At 60.8% G+C, this 18,542-nt stretch carries 16 protein-coding genes; 6 read left to right on the top strand and 10 right to left on the bottom strand.

Going from position 1 to position 18,542, the window contains the following annotated elements; translation table 11 throughout:
• Positions 1-10: 10 nt before the first annotated feature.
• Positions 11-2,434, top strand: coding sequence for a DUF3772 domain-containing protein (locus KHA73_RS12500; protein ID WP_234584635.1), 2,424 nt, complete (start codon positions 11-13; stop codon positions 2,432-2,434).
• Between the two features lie 40 nt (positions 2,435-2,474).
• Here the strand turns inward: KHA73_RS12500 and KHA73_RS12495 are convergent, their stop codons facing one another.
• Entirely contained in the window at positions 2,475-2,651 is a 177-nt protein-coding gene (locus KHA73_RS12495) for a YdgH/BhsA/McbA family protein (protein WP_234584634.1), read from the bottom strand.
• Between the two features lie 80 nt (positions 2,652-2,731).
• Positions 2,732-3,835: an ABC transporter substrate-binding protein gene (locus KHA73_RS12490; RefSeq protein WP_234584633.1), complete on the bottom strand. Its 1,104-nt coding sequence runs from the start codon at positions 3,833-3,835 to the stop codon at positions 2,732-2,734.
• Between the two features lie 414 nt (positions 3,836-4,249).
• Here KHA73_RS12490 and KHA73_RS12485 point away from each other — a divergent pair, with 414 nt between their 5' ends.
• From KHA73_RS12485 to KHA73_RS12465, 5 genes are all read left to right on the top strand, one after another.
• Positions 4,250-5,680, top strand: a complete 1,431-nt coding sequence (locus KHA73_RS12485; RefSeq protein WP_234584632.1) for a sensor domain-containing diguanylate cyclase — start codon at positions 4,250-4,252, stop codon at positions 5,678-5,680.
• A 115-nt stretch (positions 5,681-5,795) separates the two neighbouring features.
• A complete protein-coding gene (locus tag KHA73_RS12480) occupies positions 5,796-6,149 on the top strand; it encodes a DUF1428 domain-containing protein (protein WP_234584631.1) in 354 nt (117 codons plus the stop codon).
• Between the two features lie 12 nt (positions 6,150-6,161).
• Positions 6,162-6,635 carry a VOC family protein gene (locus tag KHA73_RS12475; protein ID WP_234584630.1) on the top strand — a complete coding sequence of 158 codons (474 nt, stop codon included), beginning with the start codon at positions 6,162-6,164 and terminating at the stop codon, positions 6,633-6,635.
• 146 nt (positions 6,636-6,781) lie between these two features.
• Positions 6,782-8,119, top strand: a complete 1,338-nt coding sequence (locus KHA73_RS12470) for a D-serine ammonia-lyase (protein WP_234584629.1) — start codon at positions 6,782-6,784, stop codon at positions 8,117-8,119.
• Between the two features lie 267 nt (positions 8,120-8,386).
• The gene (locus KHA73_RS12465) at positions 8,387-9,748 is read left to right on the top strand and encodes an MFS transporter (protein WP_234584628.1); all 1,362 of its coding nucleotides are present in this window, start codon (positions 8,387-8,389) and stop codon (positions 9,746-9,748) included.
• 81 nt (positions 9,749-9,829) lie between these two features.
• On the opposite strand, the gene KHA73_RS12460 is transcribed toward KHA73_RS12465, so the two are convergent.
• The 8 genes from KHA73_RS12460 to KHA73_RS12425 form a co-directional block, all read right to left on the bottom strand.
• Positions 9,830-11,266, bottom strand: coding sequence for a 6-phospho-beta-glucosidase (locus KHA73_RS12460; protein WP_234584627.1), 1,437 nt, complete (start codon positions 11,264-11,266; stop codon positions 9,830-9,832).
• Between the two features lie 137 nt (positions 11,267-11,403).
• Positions 11,404-12,138, bottom strand: a complete 735-nt coding sequence (locus tag KHA73_RS12455; RefSeq protein ID WP_234584625.1) for a MurR/RpiR family transcriptional regulator — start codon at positions 12,136-12,138, stop codon at positions 11,404-11,406.
• Between the two features lie 90 nt (positions 12,139-12,228).
• Complete coding sequence (locus tag KHA73_RS12450) at positions 12,229-13,536, bottom strand: MFS transporter (RefSeq protein WP_234584624.1); 1,308 nt, start codon at positions 13,534-13,536, stop codon at positions 12,229-12,231.
• Positions 13,537-13,621: 85 nt separating this feature from the next.
• Positions 13,622-14,572: a 2-hydroxyacid dehydrogenase gene (locus tag KHA73_RS12445; protein ID WP_234584623.1), complete on the bottom strand. Its 951-nt coding sequence runs from the start codon at positions 14,570-14,572 to the stop codon at positions 13,622-13,624.
• 445 nt (positions 14,573-15,017) lie between these two features.
• Positions 15,018-15,962 carry a sulfonate ABC transporter substrate-binding protein gene (locus KHA73_RS12440; protein WP_234584622.1) on the bottom strand — a complete coding sequence of 315 codons (945 nt, stop codon included), beginning with the start codon at positions 15,960-15,962 and terminating at the stop codon, positions 15,018-15,020.
• Between the two features lie 11 nt (positions 15,963-15,973).
• Positions 15,974-16,627 carry a methionine ABC transporter permease gene (locus KHA73_RS12435; protein WP_234584621.1) on the bottom strand — a complete coding sequence of 218 codons (654 nt, stop codon included), beginning with the start codon at positions 16,625-16,627 and terminating at the stop codon, positions 15,974-15,976.
• Positions 16,611-17,702 carry a methionine ABC transporter ATP-binding protein gene (locus KHA73_RS12430; RefSeq protein WP_234584620.1) on the bottom strand — a complete coding sequence of 364 codons (1,092 nt, stop codon included), beginning with the start codon at positions 17,700-17,702 and terminating at the stop codon, positions 16,611-16,613. The genes KHA73_RS12435 and KHA73_RS12430 overlap by 17 nt, the downstream gene beginning before the upstream one ends.
• 3 nt (positions 17,703-17,705) lie before the next feature.
• Complete coding sequence (locus KHA73_RS12425) at positions 17,706-18,518, bottom strand: MetQ/NlpA family ABC transporter substrate-binding protein (protein WP_234584619.1); 813 nt, start codon at positions 18,516-18,518, stop codon at positions 17,706-17,708.
• Positions 18,519-18,542 lie beyond the last annotated feature (24 nt).

Genomic DNA, 18,542 nt, shown 5'->3' with positions numbered 1-18,542 from the left:
CACTGAATTTATGTTAAGACCCCGTCAGATCTTCTTTTTTCTGTTCCTGCTGTTTGGGTTGCAGTTGGCGCCGCTGGCCAGCGTTGCCGCGCAGGATGACCCCGTTGCCGAAAGCGCGCCGGATCCCGCCACGGCGCTAAAAAAGGCCCAAAAGCAGTTGGACGACATGAAACAGCAGGTCTCCAAGGCCAGCACCGACAATCAGCTCGTCAAACTGCGGCAGTCCACCGACGATCTGGCCGCCGGGATGGAGAAGCTGGCGGCAGACCTGCAGCCGGCACAGGAAAAGCTGCAGGCGCAGCTCGACGTGCTGGGGCCGCAGCCGGCCGCCGGCTCCCTGGCCGAAACCCCGGCGGTGGTGCAGCAGCGCAACGCGCTCAACAACAGCAAGAAGCAGCTGGACGACGCGGCAAAACGCGCGCAGGCCATCAGAGCCGGCGCGATCGATCTGGGGCAGCAAATTGGCGATCTGCGCCGGGTGGCGTTTAAAACCCAGCTGGCGCTGAACACCGGCAGCATAGTGGGCGCCAAATTTTGGGCGCCGATTGTGCAACCGTCCGATGAGGATGCGCAGCGGTTGGATCAGTTCAATGCCGCGATGAAAGAAGCCTGGGACGCCAGTTGGCAAGAGGAATGGCGCTACGGCACCCTTGCTTTGCTGGCGTTGGCGGTCATTATCTGGTCCTGGGGCCGCTATTATTCCGAGCGCTTCCTGGCCTGGGTCAGCATTCGCTTCTTGCCGGACGGGCGGCTGCGCCGCAGCTTTATGGCCATCGCGACCGTCGCCGTCACCGTAATCACCACCGGCATCGCGCTGAACCTGCTGAATCAGACCTTTACCCGGGTGCAGGCGCTGCCGGTGCTGCTGCAGGATTTTTCGGAAGGCTTCAGCAAGCTGGCGATTTTCTGCGCGTTGATCGCCGGGCTGGGCCGCGCGGCGCTGTCGCTGAATCGGCCATCATGGCGCCTGGCGTCGCTGGACGACGCGGTCGCCACCGGGCTGCGCTACTTCTCGCCGCTGCTGGCCGCGCTGGCGTTGGCCTTTGGCACGGTGGAGCTTATCAATAACGTGGTGAGCGCCAGCCTGAGCGCCACCATTTTCGGCAACGGCCTGGTCGCCGGGCTGATCGGCATGGTGTTGCTGGCGATACCGCTACGCTCCCAGCGCATTCGCCGCCGGCTGGAACAGCAGGGCGTGCACATCGAAAAACGTTCAACCGTCGGTGGCCTGGTGCATCTGGTCACGCTGGTGTGTTCGGTGATCATTCTGTTTTCGCTGCTGATCGGTTACATCGCCTTCGCCCGGTTCCTGACCTATCAGGTGATCTGGATCGTGCTGGTGCTGATGACCTTCTATTTTACCGTGCTGTTTGCTACCGACCTGTGCGCCGCTATCTTCTCGTCGCAAACCACCAGCGGCAAAACGCTGAAGAAAACGCTCAACGTCAAGGACCGCCACCTGGAACAGATGGCGATTATCACTACCGCAGTGGCGAAATGTTCACTGCTGCTGTTGATGATCCTCTCGCTGTTCAACGGCTCGTTCGGCACCACCACGCCTAACTCGTTGCTGGAAAAAATCGCCTCGATCCTGACCGGCGAAGGCCTGCAGCGTTTCAACATCGTTCCCGGCAATCTGATCAACGCGGTGATTTGCCTGGCGGTCGGCATCTATATCCTGCGGGTAACCCAGCGTTGGCTGAGCAACGAGCTGCTGCCGAAAACCATTTCAGACGTCGGCATTCGCGCCTCGCTGGTTACGCTGTTCAGCAACGTCGGCTATGTATTGCTGATCCTGATCACGCTGGCGGCGCTGGGCATCCAGTGGAGTAACCTCGCGTGGATCGTCAGTGCGCTGTCGGTCGGCATCGGTTTTGGCCTGCAGGAGATCGTGAAGAACTTTATTTCCGGCCTGATCCTGCTGACCGAGCGGCCGGTGAAGGTGGGGGACATGATCGGCATCGGCGGGGTGGAAGGCGACGTGCGCCGCATCAACGTGCGCGCCACCGAGATCCAGCTCAGCGACCGTTCAACCATGATCGTGCCGAACTCGCAGCTGATCTCGCAGAACGTGCGCAACGCCACCATGGGCAACGCGCAAGGGGTGGTCACCATCGCGCTGACCTTCCCGACGGATATCGATCCCGAGCTGGTGCGCAATATCCTGCTGAGCGCCTACAACGACTACGAGAATATTTTGGAGACGCCGGCGCCTTACGTTCGTTTCAGCCAACTGGGGCCGGACGGCATTATCCTCAGCGTCACCGGCTACGTGCCCAGCCCGCGCATGGTAGGCGCAACCAAAAGCGAACTGCTGTTCAACATCCTCAAACTGCTGCGCGCGCAGCGCGTCAATATGTCCAGCCCGCAGGAAGTGGTGTTTATGAAACAGCAGGCGAAGAACCTGGCCAACGAGGAAGAGCAATCGTCGTAAAGCTGAACCCGCCGCCGGGCCGTAACCCGGCGGCGGCAGGTCAGTGCATGGGCGGCACCACCGACTGAGAGCAGTCGCTGTTGGCGCTGGCGTCGCTGTTATTGCAGGTGTGAGGATCGTTTTGCGCCGGCGGTGGCGGCACGTCCTGTGGGCCGCCTTTACCGCCGATACAGCCGGAAAGCATCAACATCAACAGCACCGGGATCATCGCTTTCATTTCACTTCCCTCCGTTGGTCACCATCTCCTTAAGTATAAACACTGCAAGGCGTTACCACCGCTCAATGATGCGCTGGCTGTCAATGAGACAGAATCACCGGCTGATCCGGAATGCGGGTAAAGGTTTTGATCAACTGATGGTAATCGGCGATGGGGTCTAGCCGGCTGAACTGCTGCGGGTAAATGTCCTTGGCCAAAATCTCCATGCCGATGATGTTGTAGGGGTGGTTATAGAAGTGGTGGTAGACGCCATACGCCCGATGATTTTCCACCGGCGCCAGGTTGGCGACGCCGGTGCGCTGGGTCAGTTTGTCGAAGGCGCCGGCAACCGCCTGCTCAGAGACGTTATAACCGAACGGGATCACGTTGGCGTTCGGGCGCACCGAACCGGTCATCAGGTAGACGTCCGGCTTCATGGCGATGATTTTCTCCAGCGCAACGAATCCCGCACCGCCCGGCAGCAGGCTGGAGCCGATATTGGTGGCGCCCACCGCTTCAACCAGCCCGCCCCAGCCGTTGTGCGAATGGGTGAAACAGCAGTTGTCGCTGTTGCCGGCGATAGGTTCGATAAATACCGTCGGTTTAATCTTGATGCTCGCCACCCGTTGCTGAATGGCCTGATATTTCTGCCGGTAGAAGTCGGTATATTCTTTGGCCCGGGCCTCCTGGTTCAATACGCGGCCCAGCAAGGCGACGCTGGCGGCGGTATTTTTGGCCGGATCCAGCTCGTAATCGACAAACACCACCGGAACGTTCAACCCTTTCAACGCAGTCAAAACGCCGGACTGCTCCAGCGCCGGCTTGGCGCGCAGCTGGGCGATCATCAGGTCCGGCTTTCTGGCGATCACGCTCTCAAGGTCAACCTGGCCCTGATCGTTAAATCCCATATCCAGAATTTTTGTCGCCTGCGGCCAGGTGTTTTTCAGCAGGGTCCAGGTAGCGGTATCCTGCTTTTTCGGCATGTTGTTCCAGGCGACCACCCGGCGGAATGGATCTTCACGGTCCAGCAACGCCAGCGTCAGAATATCGCGGCCGTCCTGCAGGATCACGTGCTCGGGTTCGTGGGTAAGGGTGACTTTCCGGCCATCCATATCGGTCAGGGTCAGAGGATAGGGGGTGGCGAAGCCGCTCAACGGCAGCGCCAGCGCCAATGCGCACAGCAGGCGGCTAACAGGGGATTTCATGGCTTGTCTCGTCAATAGGAGAAGTGATAATCATTATCTGTTTTTTGTCGGCCGGCGCGAAGGAAAGAGGGTTACGTTGTTCGGCGATATGTAATTAATTATTAATAGAAAAATCATTCACTTTTGGCACGGCCGCTTATTCCAAACGGGGGAAAGCGTTATTTTACCGGCGAGAGGCGCGCCGATTGACCATAATAATCTTAACCCGCGTGCCTCATTTTGTCGGGAGCCCGGCAAGTTCAGCATATTGATACACAAATATGTTTCCTCATGTTCAATAAACAGATGATCAGACCAGTAAAACTGGCAATAATAGCCGTGCCGCGATGAGATAAAAACCGGCAGCCATGGCGCGACGGTGTGCCGACATGGCGTAGGCGTGACGTCACCTTAACGAATGTTTCTGGATCCAAGATGCAAACCACTCCGTTGCCCGATAATGCAAAATTTTGGCATGCGCTCACCGTCTTCCTGCTGGTGTTCGCCGTTTGCCTGTTGGGTATTTTGAGCCGGCCCAGCGGTTTTCTGGCGGCGTTCTGGCCGGCCAACGCGGTGCTGCTGGCGGTGCTGGTGCGCAATCCGGAACTAGCCACGCGTTATGGCTGGAGCATGGCGGCTGTCGGCTACCTTTTGGCGGATTTGCTGACCGGCAGCCCGTTCAACAAGGCGCTGTTGCTCAATAGCGCCAATATCGTCGGCGTCGGGCTGGGTTATCTGCTGTTTATGCGGCTGCAACCGCAAACCCGCATGCTGCAACGCGGCTCTTCGAGCATGTATTTGTTCGGCATCTGCCTGGCCAGCGCGGCGGGCACCGGCCTGGTGGGCGCCGGCGTCTCAAACCTGCTGTTTGGCCGGCCGTATTTCACCGCGCTGTCGCTGTGGTTTTCATCGGAATTCACCAATTACATCACGCTGATGCCGTTTATCCTGGCTTTTCCCGCCGACTGGCAGGTTCGGTTACGCCAGCTGCCGCGCTGGAGCCAGTGGCCGGACGTCGGCAGAAAGAGCGCCGTATTGGCGCTGCTGCTGTTGGCCTGCGTCTGCAGCGTGCTGATCGGCGGCCCGGGTTCGGTGATTTTCCCTATGCCGGTACTGCTGTGGCTGGCGATGTCGTTCTCGCTGTTTAGCACCATGATTGCGGTGCTGGGTTACGTGTTGTGGTGCCATCTGGCGATCGATATGGGGCTTATCGTCACCAATCTGGATATGCGCATGCCGCAGAATACGGTGTCGATGCGCCTGGGCGTAGCGCTGCTGGCGCTGGGGCCGATCGCCGTCGCCAGCATGAACTTCGCGCGCAATACGCTGCTGAGCACGCTGGAGTACGTGGCGAACCATGACGCGCTGACCCAGGTACTGACGCGCAGCGCCTTCATGCAGCGCGGGGAGCGGCTGATCGCCCACAAGGGCGAAGTGCTTTGCGTGATGATGCTGGATATCGATTACTTCAAATCGATCAACGATCGCTTCGGCCATGCCGGCGGCGATGCTGCGCTGCTGGCGTTTACCCGCGCCATCGCCGCTAACCTGCGCGAGAAAGATCTGTTTGGCCGCATGGGCGGCGAGGAGTTCGCCATCGTCGCGACGCTGGGCCAGCAGCGGCAGGCGATGGCCCTGGCGGAGCGTTTGCGCCAGCAAATAGAGCGGGAGTCGATCGTACTGCCGGGCGGCAATCAGCTGCAGATCACCGTCAGCATCGGCATGGTCACCTGCTTTGGCGGCTCTGGGGAGAGCCTGGATGAACTGCTGAAAATGGCGGATATAGCGGTGTATCAGGCGAAAAACGCCGGCCGTAACCAGGTCGCCACCCCGGAAATTTTTCCCCTGATTTACAGCGACATCTAACCTCCTTGCATGCGGCGCATGGTTGCCGCTCACCCTGGCGTCTAAAATGGTAAATGGCGTCGGCATTGTGCCGGCGCCAGACCGACTGTGTTTAACGCACAAGAGGAACCTGAAGATGAAATACGTAGATGGCTTTGTGGTGGCGGTGCCGGCCGCCAATAAGGAGGCGTATCGCGAGCTGGCCGCGTCGGCTGCGCCGTTGTTCAAAGAGTTCGGCGCCACGCGAGTGGTGGAGTGTTGGGGCGACGACGTGCCCGACGGCAAGCTCACGGATTTTCGCGGCGCGGTAAAAGCGGAGGAAGGGGAAGTGGTGGTATTCAGTTGGATAGAGTACCCCTCGAAGGCGGTGCGCGACGCCGCCAACCAAAAGATGATGCAGGATCCGCGCATGAAGGCCTTGGGCGATCGGATGCCCTTCGACGGAAAGCGCATGATCTTCGGCGGCTTTGCGCCGCTGCTCGATGCGTGATGGGGAGGCGGGATGGCTAAAATTATCCAGCATCTGTGGTTTGAGAAAGACATGGAGGGGGCATTGGCCCGCTATGTCTCCCTGATCCCCGGCTCATCGGTGACCTGGCGTTCTGCGCTGCAGGCAGACACGCCGAGCGGCCCGGCCGGCAGCGTCAAAATGGCCACATTCACCCTCGGCGATCAGCGCTATTCGGCGTTCGAAGCGCGCCAGATGGAGCCTTTCAATCACAGTTTTTCGGTGATGATCGAATGCGCGAACCAGGCTGAGGTGGATCGCCTGTGGGATGGCCTGGGCGAGGGCGGCAAGATTGAGCAGTGCGGTTGGCTGCGCGATCGCTGGGGGCTGTACTGGCAAATTGTGCCCCGACGCCTGTTCGAGCTGATGGACACGCGCGACAGCGCCAGCGCCAGGCGCGTGACCGAAGCGATGCTGCAGATGGTCAAAATTGATATCGCCGGGCTGGAAGCGGCGGCGCGCGAATAACAAAATGCCCCCGCCGGCGATCGGCGGGGTTCCCGTCCTTGCATTAATCTGCTGCATGCTAAGGTGAGTTATTATCATTTGTCAGCCAATGGCGTTCACGGCATCTTGAGCGATGATGGTAACGCGATGAATAACAGAGATAACTCATGCAAAAAACACAGATTCGACAATGGGTGGCGCAACATCCGCTGCTGCAACAGATGGCGGCATTGCAACCCCTGACCTGGTTTAACCCGCGTGCGACCACGCTCCAGGCCGGCTTGCCCCACGTTGGGTTGAGCGCGGAGGATGTGGCCGACGCGGAGCGGCGCCTGGCGCGCTTTGCCCCTTATCTGAGCGCCGCCTTTCCCGAAACGCGGGCCGCCCATGGGGTGATTGAGTCTGAGCTGGTCGCCATTCCCGCCATGCAGCAGGCGCTGAACGCGCGTTACGGCCTGCCGCTGCCGGGGCGTTTGCTGCTGAAAAAAGACAGCCATTTGCCGATTTCCGGATCCATCAAGGCGCGCGGCGGTATTTACGAGGTGCTGGCGCACGCCGAGAAGCTGGCGCTGGCGGCCGGATTGCTGCAGGTGACCGACGATTACGCCAGGCTGTTTTCGGCGCCGTTTCCTGAATTTTTCGGCCAGTATCGCATCGCCGTCGGCTCGACCGGCAATCTGGGGATGTCGATCGGTATCATCAGCGCCCGGTTGGGCTTTAACGTCAGCGTGCACATGTCGGCCGACGCGCGCGAATGGAAAAAACAGACGCTGCGCGACAACGGCGTAACCGTGGTGGAGTACGCCGAAGACTACGGCGTCGCCGTCGAACAAGGGCGGCGGCAGGCGGCGGGCGATCCGAACTGTTTCTTTATCGACGATGAAAACTCGAAAACCCTGTTTCTCGGCTATGCGGTGGCCGGCGGCCGTTTGAAGCGCCAGTTCGAGCAGCAGGGGATTCAGGTGGACGCACAACACCCGCTGTTTGTTTACCTGCCGTGCGGCGTCGGCGGTGGTCCGGGCGGGGTGGCCTTTGGGCTGAAGCTGGCGTTTGGCGATCACGTTCACTGTATTTTCGCCGAACCGACCCATTCCCCCTGCATGCTGCTTGGGGTATACAGCGGGCTGCACGACGGCATTGCGGTGCAGGATCTCGGCATCGACAACCACACCGCGGCCGACGGGCTGGCGGTGGGCCGCGCCTCCGGCTTTGTCGGCCGGGCGATGGAGCGTTTGCTGAGTGGGTTCTACACCCTTGACGACGATGAGATGTTCGCACTGCTGGGGATACTGGATGAGCAGGAGCATATTCAGCTGGAGCCTTCCGCGCTGGCCGGTATGGCGGGCCCGTGGCGGGTGGCGGGCCACCCGGCCTGGCTAAGCGAGCGGGGGCTGAACGCCGGGGACATGGCGCGCGCCACCCACCTGGTGTGGGCTACCGGCGGCGGTATGGTGCCTGCGGTGGAGATGGCGAAATATCTGGCCGCGGCGCAGGCCGCTCGGTGAATCGGCAATGAAAATTCGGCGACATCCGGCTAATGACGCAGCCCTAACGCGCTATTTATCGCCATATTCATGCCGCGACTCCTGCGCTATATCGCTAGATTTGCCGCCGCGGCAGCTGTTTGTGTCACCCAATTTCGCCTATTTACTATTTTCATATTAAATGAAACGTACCCTCAGGTTCGATAGCCATCTGGATTATAGTAGTCCTCCGCTGCCGGCCCGCCAGGCCAGGCGTCGCCCACAAATCCACGGAGGAGAACGCATATTGTGGCTGCCAATGAAGAAATTGATGTTCGAGCGTTGATCAACGATCGCCCGCTGGGCGGTTATCAAAAGCTGATCGTGCTGCTGGGGTTTATCGTTATCGCGCTGGATGGTTTCGACATCACGCTGATGGGCTTTATCGCGCCGGAGTTGAAAAACGAATGGGGCGTGGGCAATTCACAGCTGGGTCTGGCGATCAGCGCCGCCTTGATAGGCCTGACCCTCGGCGCCTTGCTGTCCGGCCCATTGGCGGACTGGCTGGGGCGCCGGGCGATCATCATCAACAGCGTATTTTTCTTCGGGCTGTGGACGCTGGCCACCGCGCTTTCGCAAAATATCGAACAGATGGTTTTCTTCCGCTTTATGACCGGCCTGGGGCTGGGCGCGGCGATGCCGAACGTCGGCACGCTGATCTCGGAGTACGCGCCGGAAAAGAAACGCTCGTTTATTATCACCGTAGTGTTCTGCGGCTTCACCTTCGGCGCGGCGCTGGGCGGCTTTGCCGCCTCCTGGCTCATTCCGCGTTGGGGATGGCATGCATTATTGCTACTCGGCGGGGTGCTGCCGCTGCTCTGCGTGCCGCTGCTGTTGGCCAAGTTGCCCGAGTCGGTGCGTTTTTTGGTCGCCAGGCGCGCCAGCGCGGCGCGCATCGGCAAGATCGTTGAAAAGTTGGCGCCGGGCAGCACCCACGCCGGGACGCGTTATACGCTGCCGCCGTTGACGACGCCCGGCAAAGGCGCGGTGCAAATCGTCCTGTCGCGGCAGTATCTGTTCGGCAGCCTGATGCTGTGGCTGAGCTACTTTATGGCGCTGTTTCTGGTTTACCTGCTGGGCAGCTGGCTGCCGACGCTGGTGAAGGGGATTGGCCTGAGCGTGGCGCAGGCGGCGGTGATCACCGCCTTGTACCAGGCTGGCGGCACTTTGGGCTCGCTGTTTGCCGGCTGGCTGATGGATCGCATCAACCCGCACCGGGCATTGGGCGCCATCTATTTGCTGGGCGCCGGCCTGACGCTGACGATTGGCCTGTCTGCCCACAACGGCCTCTTGCTGGGGGGCGTGGCGCTGGCCTGCGGCTTCTGCCTCAACGGCGCCAATACCGGCATGAATGCGTTGTCGGCGCGTTATTACCCCACTGAAGCGCGCGCCACCGGTTCCAGCTGGATGCACGGCGTAGGGCGCATCGGCGCCATTCTCAGCGCCTTTGCCGGGGCGGAGATGCTGGCGCTGGGCTGGGGGTTCGATCAGATCTTCGCCATCCTCGCCATTCCCGCAGTCATCACCGCCTGCGCTATCTTTGCCAAGGGCGCCAGAGGCTACAACCGCCAGGCAGCGCCGGCAAGCATTGATGCGGTGAAAAGCGTCTGACTCCGCAGGTGTTTTCCGAGGGGGAATGGGGCGTGAAAAAGGAAAAGGGGGCGAACTTCGCCCCCAGGCAGGGATCTGCGCTTACAGCTGCTCGCCGTTGCTGGCGATCACGCTGCGGTACCAGTCAAAGCTCTTCTTGCGCGAACGCGCGAGGGAGCCGGTGCCGTCGTCGTGTTTATCGACGTAGATAAACCCATAGCGCTTGCCGTATTCGCCGGTGGTGAAAGACACGCAGTCGATGCAGCCCCAGGGGGTGTAGCCGATCAGATCCACGCCGTCTTCGATCACCGCCTTCTTCATCTCTTCGATATGGGCGCGCAGGTAGTCGATGCGATAGTCGTCGTTGATCTGGCCGTCGGCCTCCACCTTGTCGAACGCGCCGAAGCCGTTTTCGACGATAAACAGCGGCTTCTGATAGCGCTCATACAGCACATTCAGCGAGTAGCGCAGCCCGACCGGGTCAATTTGCCAGCCCCAGTCGGAAGCCTTGACGTGCGGGTTGGCCACGTTGCCGGGGAAGCCGAACATGCCGTCGCTGTTGCTGGCCGCGTCGGCCTGCAGCGCGTTGCTCATGTAATAGCTGAAGCCGATGTAGTCGGTGCAGCCTTCGCGCAGAATTTGCGCATCCTGCGGCTGCATCTCAATCTGCAGCCCTTTGCGCTCCCAGTCGCGCAGCAGGTAGGACGGATAGTAGCCGCGCACCTGCACGTCGGTATACAGGTAGCGCTGATGCATCGCCTCGACGGCGTACATCACGTCGTCCGGTTTGCAGGAGTATGGGTAGAAGGGCACGCAGGCCAACATGCAGCCGATTTTGAACTCAGGGTTGATCTGATGGCCGAGCTTGACCACCTGCGCGCTGGCGACGAACTGGTGGTGCAAGACCTGGTACAGCGCCTGCTCCGGATTCTCTTCCCTGGTGTAATCCACGCCGGAGCAGCAGTAGCCGAACAGCGGATACTGGTAGTTGCTCTGGTTGTTGATCTCGTTGAAGGTCATCCAGTATTTCACTTTGTGCCGATAGCGGCGCATCACCACCTCGCTGAAGCGCACAAAGAACTCCACCACCTGGCGGTTCTTCCAGCCGCCATAGGCTTTCACCAGATGGTAAGGCATTTCGAAGTGGGACAGGGTGATCACCGGCTGGATGCCGTGCTTCAGCAGTTCGTCGAACAGATCGTCGTAAAACTGCAGGCCGGCTTCATTCGGCTCCGGTTCGTCGCCCAACGGGAATATGCGCGTCCAGGCGATCGAGGTGCGGAAGCATTTGAAGCCCATTTCGGCGAACAGCGCGATATCCTGCTTATAGCGGCCGTAGAAATCCACCGCCTGGTGGTTGGGGTAACGGTAGCCGTCGAGCACGCCGTCGGTCATCACGCGGTCTACGCCGTGCGCGCCGCCGGACAGCACGTCGGCGATGCTTGGGCCTTTGCCGCCCTGATCCCAACCCCCTTCAACCTGGTGCGCGGCCACCGCGCCCCCCCACAGAAAATCTTTCGGCAACCGTTGCTGTTTCATCGTCTGGTTCTCATTAGTTTATTAATGAAGGGCTAGTTTGCTAGCGACGGATAATATACTAACAACACCGAAAAGATTGTCACGATATAACAAATCAGCGCGCCGGGTAATTTGTCACATTAAAAAAACAGGCTGTTTTATTTTGCCGAGTTAATTGATCCCAGGCGTTTTCCGATGGTTTCAATAATGTAAATAACGGGTATTTGGGTGGTGATATTGTGCTGGCCGCCGATCAGGTACTGGGGCACGTGATAGGAGAGGTTGAAGTCCGCCAGCCGCGCCAGTGAAGAGGTTTCGTTATTGGTGATGCTGATGATTTTGCAGTGGTGCAGGCTGAACTGGCTGGCCAGCCGCAGGATCTCTTCGGTTTCGCCAGACACCGACAGCACGATCGCCACGGCGTTTTTATACATGTCGCTGTTTACCGGGTAATAAGGGTCGTCGATGTGGGTGCTGAATTTTCCCACGTTGGAAAAGAAACGCGCGCCATATTTCCCCAGCGCACCCGAGGTGCTGATGCCGACAAAAATAATGCGCTCGGCGGCGGAGATATGCCGCACCGCCTGATCGATAAGCTGATTGAATTCGTCGTTGTTGACGCTTTTAAAAAAACTGATGATCTCACCGGCGCCGGAATCGGTCGGCAGCACTTCGCTTTGTTCGAGGTACAGCTTGAAGCGAATGCGGAATTCGGAATAGCCGTCGCAGCCCATCTTCTTGCAAAACCGCAGCACGGTGGTGGTGGACACCCCGGCGGCCTCGGCCAGCTCGCGGATGGTCATGTACATCACCTGATTCTTGTTTTTGCTGGCGTAGTTATACACCATCAGCTCGAGGGCGTTGAGTTCGGCAATTGCTTTATGGGTAAACATAGACCTGTCCGGCGGCTAACAACGTGAAGCTAATCAGCGGGCTAACATAGCAAATTTTGCCGCCGCCCGCTCGTGCTTTCCGCTGTCGGCTCAGGCGCGTTTGGCGCGGTGCAGCAGCGCGTCCTCGGCCGCTTCGTGGCCGGTCAGGTCGCAGGCTTTCGGCAGCCGCCAGGCGATCAGGCCGGCGATAATCAGCGAGGCCGCCAGCGCACACACCGCCACATTCTGGCCATACAGGTAGATCATCACGCCGACCAGATAAGGCCCGCAGAAGCCGCCCAGATTGCCCAGGCCGTTGATCACGCCGCGCGCGCCGCCGGCCACTTCCGCCGAGGCGATGCGCCCCGGCATCGACCAGAACGGGCTGGTGGCGGCCTTCAGGAAGAACCCGCATACCACCAACGCGATATAGGCGGCGACCAGGTTGTGGCGCAGCATCACCGAGGCCAGCAGGGCGCCGGCGAAGCAGAACAGCGACACCATCACCCACAGCCGGCGCTTGCCGGTTTTGTCGGTGAGCACCGAAATCAGGTAGATCCCCAGCAACGTGGCGACGAAGGGCAGGATCACCAGGAAACCGACCGAGGCCATGCTGCCGCCGGTGAGGTTTTTCAGAATGGTCGGCAGCCACAGGGTGTAGCCGTAATCGCCGGTTTGATAGAAGAAGTTCAGCAGCACCAGCTTCATCAGCCCGCGGTTGCGGAACACGTCTTTGAGCGGCGCATTGCTGACCGGCTGATTCTTGCTGCGTTCCTGCCGCTCGCGGGTCAGTTCGGCGATCAGGTAATCTCGCTCGCGGGCCGGCAGCCAGCGCGCTTCCTGCGGGCGGTCGCCGATCAGCAGCCACCAGACGGCCAGCACCACCAGTGACAATACCCCTTCAAGGATGAACAGCCAGCGCCAGTCGAGCTGGTTGATGATGGCGCCGGAAATCGGCGCGGTCAGCATGCCGCCCAGCGGAGCAAACATCATTACGAAGGCGTTGGCGCGGCCGATTTCCCGCTCCGGGAACCAGTTGCTGATCATGGTCAGCACTACCGGCAGCATGCCGCCCTCGGAGATCCCTAACACGAAGCGTAACAGCAGCAGTTGATAATGGTTGGTGACGAAGCCGGTGGCCACCGACACCACCGCCCAGGCGCACAGCGACCAGGCGATAAAGCGTTTGCCGCTGCCGTTGACCGCAATGCGGCCGCCGGGCACCTGCAAAAACAGATAACCGATAAAGAAAATGCCGCTGGCCAGCCCGGCCATCTGGCTGGTGATGCCCAGATCGCTTTCCATGCCGCCGGGCAGCGCGAAGCTGATGTTGACGCGGTCCATAAACGAAATGATGCAGGCGATCAGGATCGGGGCGACAACCCGCAGCCAGCGGGTATGGGGGATTTTATTATCCATGGTTTTCTCTCTTTGCTGGCACGGGGAAGAGCGCGTTATCCGGGGGTAACGCGGTGCTGTTAATCGGCGCGAATTTAAACAGGCGTCACTCGATGGCGTGCGGCAACGGCTCGCGGTGGAAGAAGGCGTCGACGTTGGCGAATACGATATCGCTCATTTTCTGCCGGGTTTCGTGCGTGCCGCTGCCGACGTGCGGCTGCAGCACCACCTGTTCCATGGCGAGCAGTTCGGCGGGCACCTGCGGCTCGTCGGCGTAGACGTCCAGCCCGGCGCCGGCGATGGCGCCGCTTTGCAACGCCGCGATCAGATCCGGCTGATTGACCACGCTGCCGCGGGCGATGTTGATCACCAGCGCATGGTTGGGCAGCGCGTCGAATACCACCTTATCCACCAGGCCGGCAGTCTCCTTGCCGCCGGCGACGGCGAGTATCAAAAAGTCGCTCTCACGCGCCAGCGACGCCAGATCGGGGAAGTAGGCGTAGGGCAGGCTGCTGTCTTGGCGGCGGCTGGCGTATTGAATGCGCATATCGAAACCGGCGGCGCGCTGGGCGATGGCGCGGCCAATATTGCCCATGCCGAAAATGCCGAGGCGTTTGCCGCTCACCCGGGTGGTCAGCCCCGGCGCTTCCTGCAGCCAGCGGCCGGCGCGCACAAAGCGGTCGTAATGGCACAGCTGGCGCGCGGTGGCCAATAACAGCCCCAGCGCCATATCGGCCACATCCTCGGTCAGAGCGCCGGAGGTGATGGTTACCGCGATACCGCGGCGGCGGGTGTAGCCCAGGTCGATGCCGTCGGTGCCGACGCCGAATACGGCAATCAGCCCCAGCTGCGGCAGCTGCTCCAGCACCGGCGTGGTGACGCCGACGTCGCCGCGGGTTACCAGCGCGGTGACGGCATTGCCGTGCGCGGCCAGGAAAGCGGCCGGGTCCGCCTGCTCATAGAGGCGATGCACCCTGAAGTTGGCCTCAAGGCGTTCCATCAGGTTAGCCATCAACGGGGCAATCAACAGCACTTCATTTGGGGTATCGGTCATCATTTTTACCTGTTCAGCCAAGGTGAATGTTTCGTTATTGTTATCAAAGCGGTTTTCACCGGGCATTTTTGCGACGGATATCACGCTGAAGGATGTTAAAAAAGGGTGTTACCGGTAATGTGATCGCCGGAGGCAAAAAAGCGGCTATTGCAGGGCAAATGCGGTGAAAAACCGCGGTGCGAGGCATTATTGGGCGTTAACCGCCCCGGAAAAGGCGAGGTTGCCGGCGGGTAACAGCGGGACGTAACACTTGGGGGGCTAAAAAAGAAAAACCGCGTGGGCGGAGCCACGCGGCAAAGGGTTCACGACGAACGAAACAAGGACAAAACTCCGGTAGACCTGTCATAAAAAACGCATTCCACGACGCCATGATAAGCAAAACCGCGGTGGCGGCAAAATGCCGGATTCTGCTTTCTATAGTTAAATTAATGCAAAACTATTCATAGTGTTACTTATCCTCGGACCAGCGTGCAGCGTTGATATCCACCTTCACCGGCAGCAGCCCGATGGCGGTGAACTTATCGGCCAGGCGTTGCTGCTGGTTGAACACTTCCGGCGTCATCCGTTGGCTGCCGAACGGCATGCGCGCCAGGGCTTTGGCCCAAATAGCCTGATCCAGCCCGGTGCTTTCGGCCAGGATCTTCGCCGCCTGATCCTGGTGCGCGTTGGCCCAGTCGCTCAGTTCGCTGAGCTGCCGGATCACCTGCTTGGCGCTGTCCGGGTAGGTCTCGGCGAAATGGCGGCTGGCGAGGAAGAAGGTGTAGTGCGGCACCAGCCCTTCGGCGTCTTTCAGCAGCCTGGCGTTGGCGTGGGTTTCCACTTCGGCGTAGTAGGGGTCCCAAATCACCCAGGCGTCGACGCTGCCGCGCTGGAAGGCGGCGCGGGCGTCGCTCGGCGGCAGGTATACCGGCGTTACGTCCTTATAGCTCAGCCCGGCCTGCTCCAGCGCGCTGACCAACAGATAGTTGACGTCAGAACCCTTGTTGAGCGCCACGCGCTTGCCTTTCAGATCGGCGACGGTTTTGATCGGCGAGTCTGCCGGCACCAGGATAGCCTCGGTTTTCGGGCTGGCCGGCGAATGCGCCAGGTAGATCAAATCGGCCTTGGCCGCCTGAGCAAAGGCCGGCGGTGCGTCGCCGGTGGCGGCCAGATCGATGCTGCCGACGTTCAGGCCTTCCAACATCTGCGGGCCGGCGGGGAACTCAATCCAGCGCACCTTGATGCCCTGCGGTCCGAGGGTTTTCTCCAGCGTGCCGCGATACTTCAGCAGCGCGAAGATGTTGGCCTTCTGGTAGCCGATGGTGATTTGCTGCGGCGTTTCCTGCGCCGCTGCCGACAGGCTGAACGCGCCCAACAGCAGGGCGGCGAGCAGCCGGGCTTTGAACATTTTCATGGTGACGCTCCTTATTTACGGTGGTTCAATCGGCGCGAGAGCCGATCGCCAAAAAATTGCAGCAGGGTGACCAGCGCTACCAGCACCACGATCACCGTCAGCATCACCTGGGTGTCGAAACGCTGATAGCCGTAGCGGTAGGCCAGATCGCCCAGCCCGCCGGCCCCGATGGCGCCGGCCATGGCGGAGGCGTTGATCATGGTGACCAGGGTGATGGTGAAGCCGCTGACGATGCCGGGCAGCGCCTCGGGCAGCAGCACGTGGCGGATGATATGCCCACGGCGGCAGCCCATCGCCTGCGCGGCCTCAACCAGCCCGCTGTCGACCTCGCGCAGGCTGACCTCGGCGATGCGCGCAAAGAACGGCGTGGCGGCGAGGGTCAGCGGCACCACGGCGGCCCAAACGCCGTAGGAGGTGCCGACGATCAGGCGGGTGAACGGGATCAGCGCCACCATCAGGATCAGGAAGGGGATCGAGCGGAACAGGTTCACCAGCCAGCCCAGCACCCGCTGGAGGCCGGGCCGTTGGTACAGCCCGCCGCGTTCGCTGACCACCAGCAGGATCGCCAGCGGCAGGCCGAGCGCCAACGCCAGCAGGGAAGACACGCCCACCATCAGCAGCGTATCGAGAAAACCGACCCACAGCCGGTCAAGCAGCAGCGACATAACCCAATACCTCCACATCGTCGGCCAGCGCCGGTGAAATTGCCTGAACGGAAGGTGACGGCGTCACGGTAATCAACAGATAACCGATGGCGTGGCCCTGAATGTGTTCGATGGCGCTTTCCACCAGGGTGACGCGGCCGCTGAACGCCGCCAGCACCTGATTCAGCTCCAGCGACGCGCCCTGGCCGCGATAACGCAAACGGATCAGCTGCGGCGCCTCCGGCGTTGGCGGGGTGGCGCTGATGCGGCCGGCCAGCGGCTCCGGCAGGCGATCGTGCGCCGGGGTCAGCAGAATGCGCGTGGTTTCCTGCTGCGGATTGCCGTACACCTGCCACACCGGGCCGTATTCGATAATCTCGCCGCGCTCCAGCACTGCCACCCGGTGGCAGATATCGTGGATCACCTCCATCTCATGGGTGATCAGCACAATGGTGATATTGAATTCGCGGTTGATGCGCTGCAGCAGCGCCAGAATAGCGCGGGTGGTTTCCGGATCCAGCGCCGAGGTGGCCTCATCGCACAGCAGCAGTTCCGGGTTATGCACCAGCGCCCGGGCGATGCCGACCCGCTGTTTCTGCCCGCCGGACAGCTGCGCCGGGTAGGCGTCCGGGTACGCCTCCAGCCCAACCAGCGCCAGCAGCGCATCCACCCGTTGCCGCCGCTCGGCGGCGGGCACGCCGGCCACCCGCAGCGGCAGCTCGATATTCTGCCGTACCGTTTTGGCCGACAGCAGGTTGAAGTGCTGGAAAATCATGCCGGTGCGCCGCCGGTAGCTCACCAGCTGGTCTTCGTTCAATTGGCCGATATCCACGCCGTCGACCCGTACGCTGCCGTCGCTGGGGCGTTCCAATCGATTGATGGTGCGGATCAGCGAAGACTTGCCTGCGCCGCTGCGGCCGATAATGCCGAAGATTTCACCCCGTAAAATGCTCAGGTTGATATCCCTCAGCGCCTCGGTTTGCTGGCCGGCATAGCGTTTGCTGAGGCCGCTGAAGCGCAGGTGCACCTTATCCCGGTAGCGGACGACGTCATCCGCCGCAATGGCCCCCGGGTCAGATAATGTCAGGCTGGACATAGGCTACTGGCTCCAGCCGGGCTGATACAGCTTGCCGTAGAAGCTGTCCAGTTTTGCGCGCACCACCGGCGAGTGCTGATAGACGTCGACAAACTTGCGCAGGCGCGGATCGCCCTGATGGCCGTCGCGGATCACGAACTGGATCACGTACTCCGGGTTTTCCAGCCCGTCGAACAGCAGGGCGCTGGCCGGATCGACGGTGCCGGACAGCTTCAGATAGTGCGGATAGCCCTGCGCCAGATCCACTTCGTCCAGGGTGCGCGCCAGCTGTACCGCTTCCACCTCGGTGATTTTGAGGTGTTTGGGATTGCTGACGATATCCGCCTGGGTCGCCTGAATGCCGACGCCGGGCTTCAGCTTGATAAGCCCGGCCTTTTGCAGCAGCAGCAGGCCGCGGCCGCCGTTGATGACGTCATTGGCGATCGCCACCCGGGCGCCGTCCGGCAATTCTGCGAGGCTGTTATGCTTTTTGGAGTACAGCCCGACGTTGTTGATGATCGCCGGGGCGTAGGCCACCAAATGGAAATTGCCTTCTTTGTTGGCGTTGTTGAGGAACGGCAGGTGCTGGAACAGGTTGACGTCGATATCGCCGTTTTCCAGGCTGACGTTCGGCGCTGTCCAGTCGCTGAATTCGATGATTTCGACCTTCAGCCCTTGCTTGCGCGCTTCTTCCGCCGCCACCTCCAGCGGCGGAGCAAAGGCGGCGGTGGTGCCCAACTTCAGCGCACCGCTGTAGTCGTCGGCTGCGGCGGCGCCGGCGGAAAATGCCAGCAGGGCCGAGAACATCAGGTTTCGCGCCAGGTTCGGTATTGTCATGCTGTTGTTCCTTAAAAAAGAAAA

Source organism: Serratia entomophila (assembly GCF_021462285.1).
GTDB classification, from domain to species: Bacteria; Pseudomonadota; Gammaproteobacteria; order Enterobacterales; family Enterobacteriaceae; genus Serratia; species Serratia entomophila.
Note: the sequence above shows the minus strand (reverse complement) of the source record. Positions and strands in the feature narration are given on the sequence as shown.

Coding starts and splice junctions, on each gene's coding strand:
- KHA73_RS12445 (WP_234584623.1), bottom strand. CDS start 14,572: ATGATGACCGATACCCCAAATGAAGTGCTGTTGATTGCCCCGTTGATG.
- KHA73_RS12480 (WP_234584631.1), top strand. CDS start 5,796: ATGAAATACGTAGATGGCTTTGTGGTGGCGGTGCCGGCCGCCAATAAG.
- KHA73_RS12470 (WP_234584629.1), top strand. CDS start 6,782: ATGCAAAAAACACAGATTCGACAATGGGTGGCGCAACATCCGCTGCTG.
- KHA73_RS12460 (WP_234584627.1), bottom strand. CDS start 11,266: ATGAAACAGCAACGGTTGCCGAAAGATTTTCTGTGGGGGGGCGCGGTG.
- KHA73_RS12425 (WP_234584619.1), bottom strand. CDS start 18,518: ATGACAATACCGAACCTGGCGCGAAACCTGATGTTCTCGGCCCTGCTG.
- KHA73_RS12490 (WP_234584633.1), bottom strand. CDS start 3,835: ATGAAATCCCCTGTTAGCCGCCTGCTGTGCGCATTGGCGCTGGCGCTG.
- KHA73_RS12475 (WP_234584630.1), top strand. CDS start 6,162: ATGGCTAAAATTATCCAGCATCTGTGGTTTGAGAAAGACATGGAGGGG.
- KHA73_RS12435 (WP_234584621.1), bottom strand. CDS start 16,627: ATGTCGCTGCTGCTTGACCGGCTGTGGGTCGGTTTTCTCGATACGCTG.
- KHA73_RS12440 (WP_234584622.1), bottom strand. CDS start 15,962: ATGAAAATGTTCAAAGCCCGGCTGCTCGCCGCCCTGCTGTTGGGCGCG.
- KHA73_RS12450 (WP_234584624.1), bottom strand. CDS start 13,536: ATGGATAATAAAATCCCCCATACCCGCTGGCTGCGGGTTGTCGCCCCG.
- KHA73_RS12495 (WP_234584634.1), bottom strand. CDS start 2,651: ATGAAAGCGATGATCCCGGTGCTGTTGATGTTGATGCTTTCCGGCTGT.
- KHA73_RS12500 (WP_234584635.1), top strand. CDS start 11: ATGTTAAGACCCCGTCAGATCTTCTTTTTTCTGTTCCTGCTGTTTGGG.
- KHA73_RS12430 (WP_234584620.1), bottom strand. CDS start 17,702: ATGTCCAGCCTGACATTATCTGACCCGGGGGCCATTGCGGCGGATGAC.
- KHA73_RS12485 (WP_234584632.1), top strand. CDS start 4,250: ATGCAAACCACTCCGTTGCCCGATAATGCAAAATTTTGGCATGCGCTC.
- KHA73_RS12455 (WP_234584625.1), bottom strand. CDS start 12,138: ATGTTTACCCATAAAGCAATTGCCGAACTCAACGCCCTCGAGCTGATG.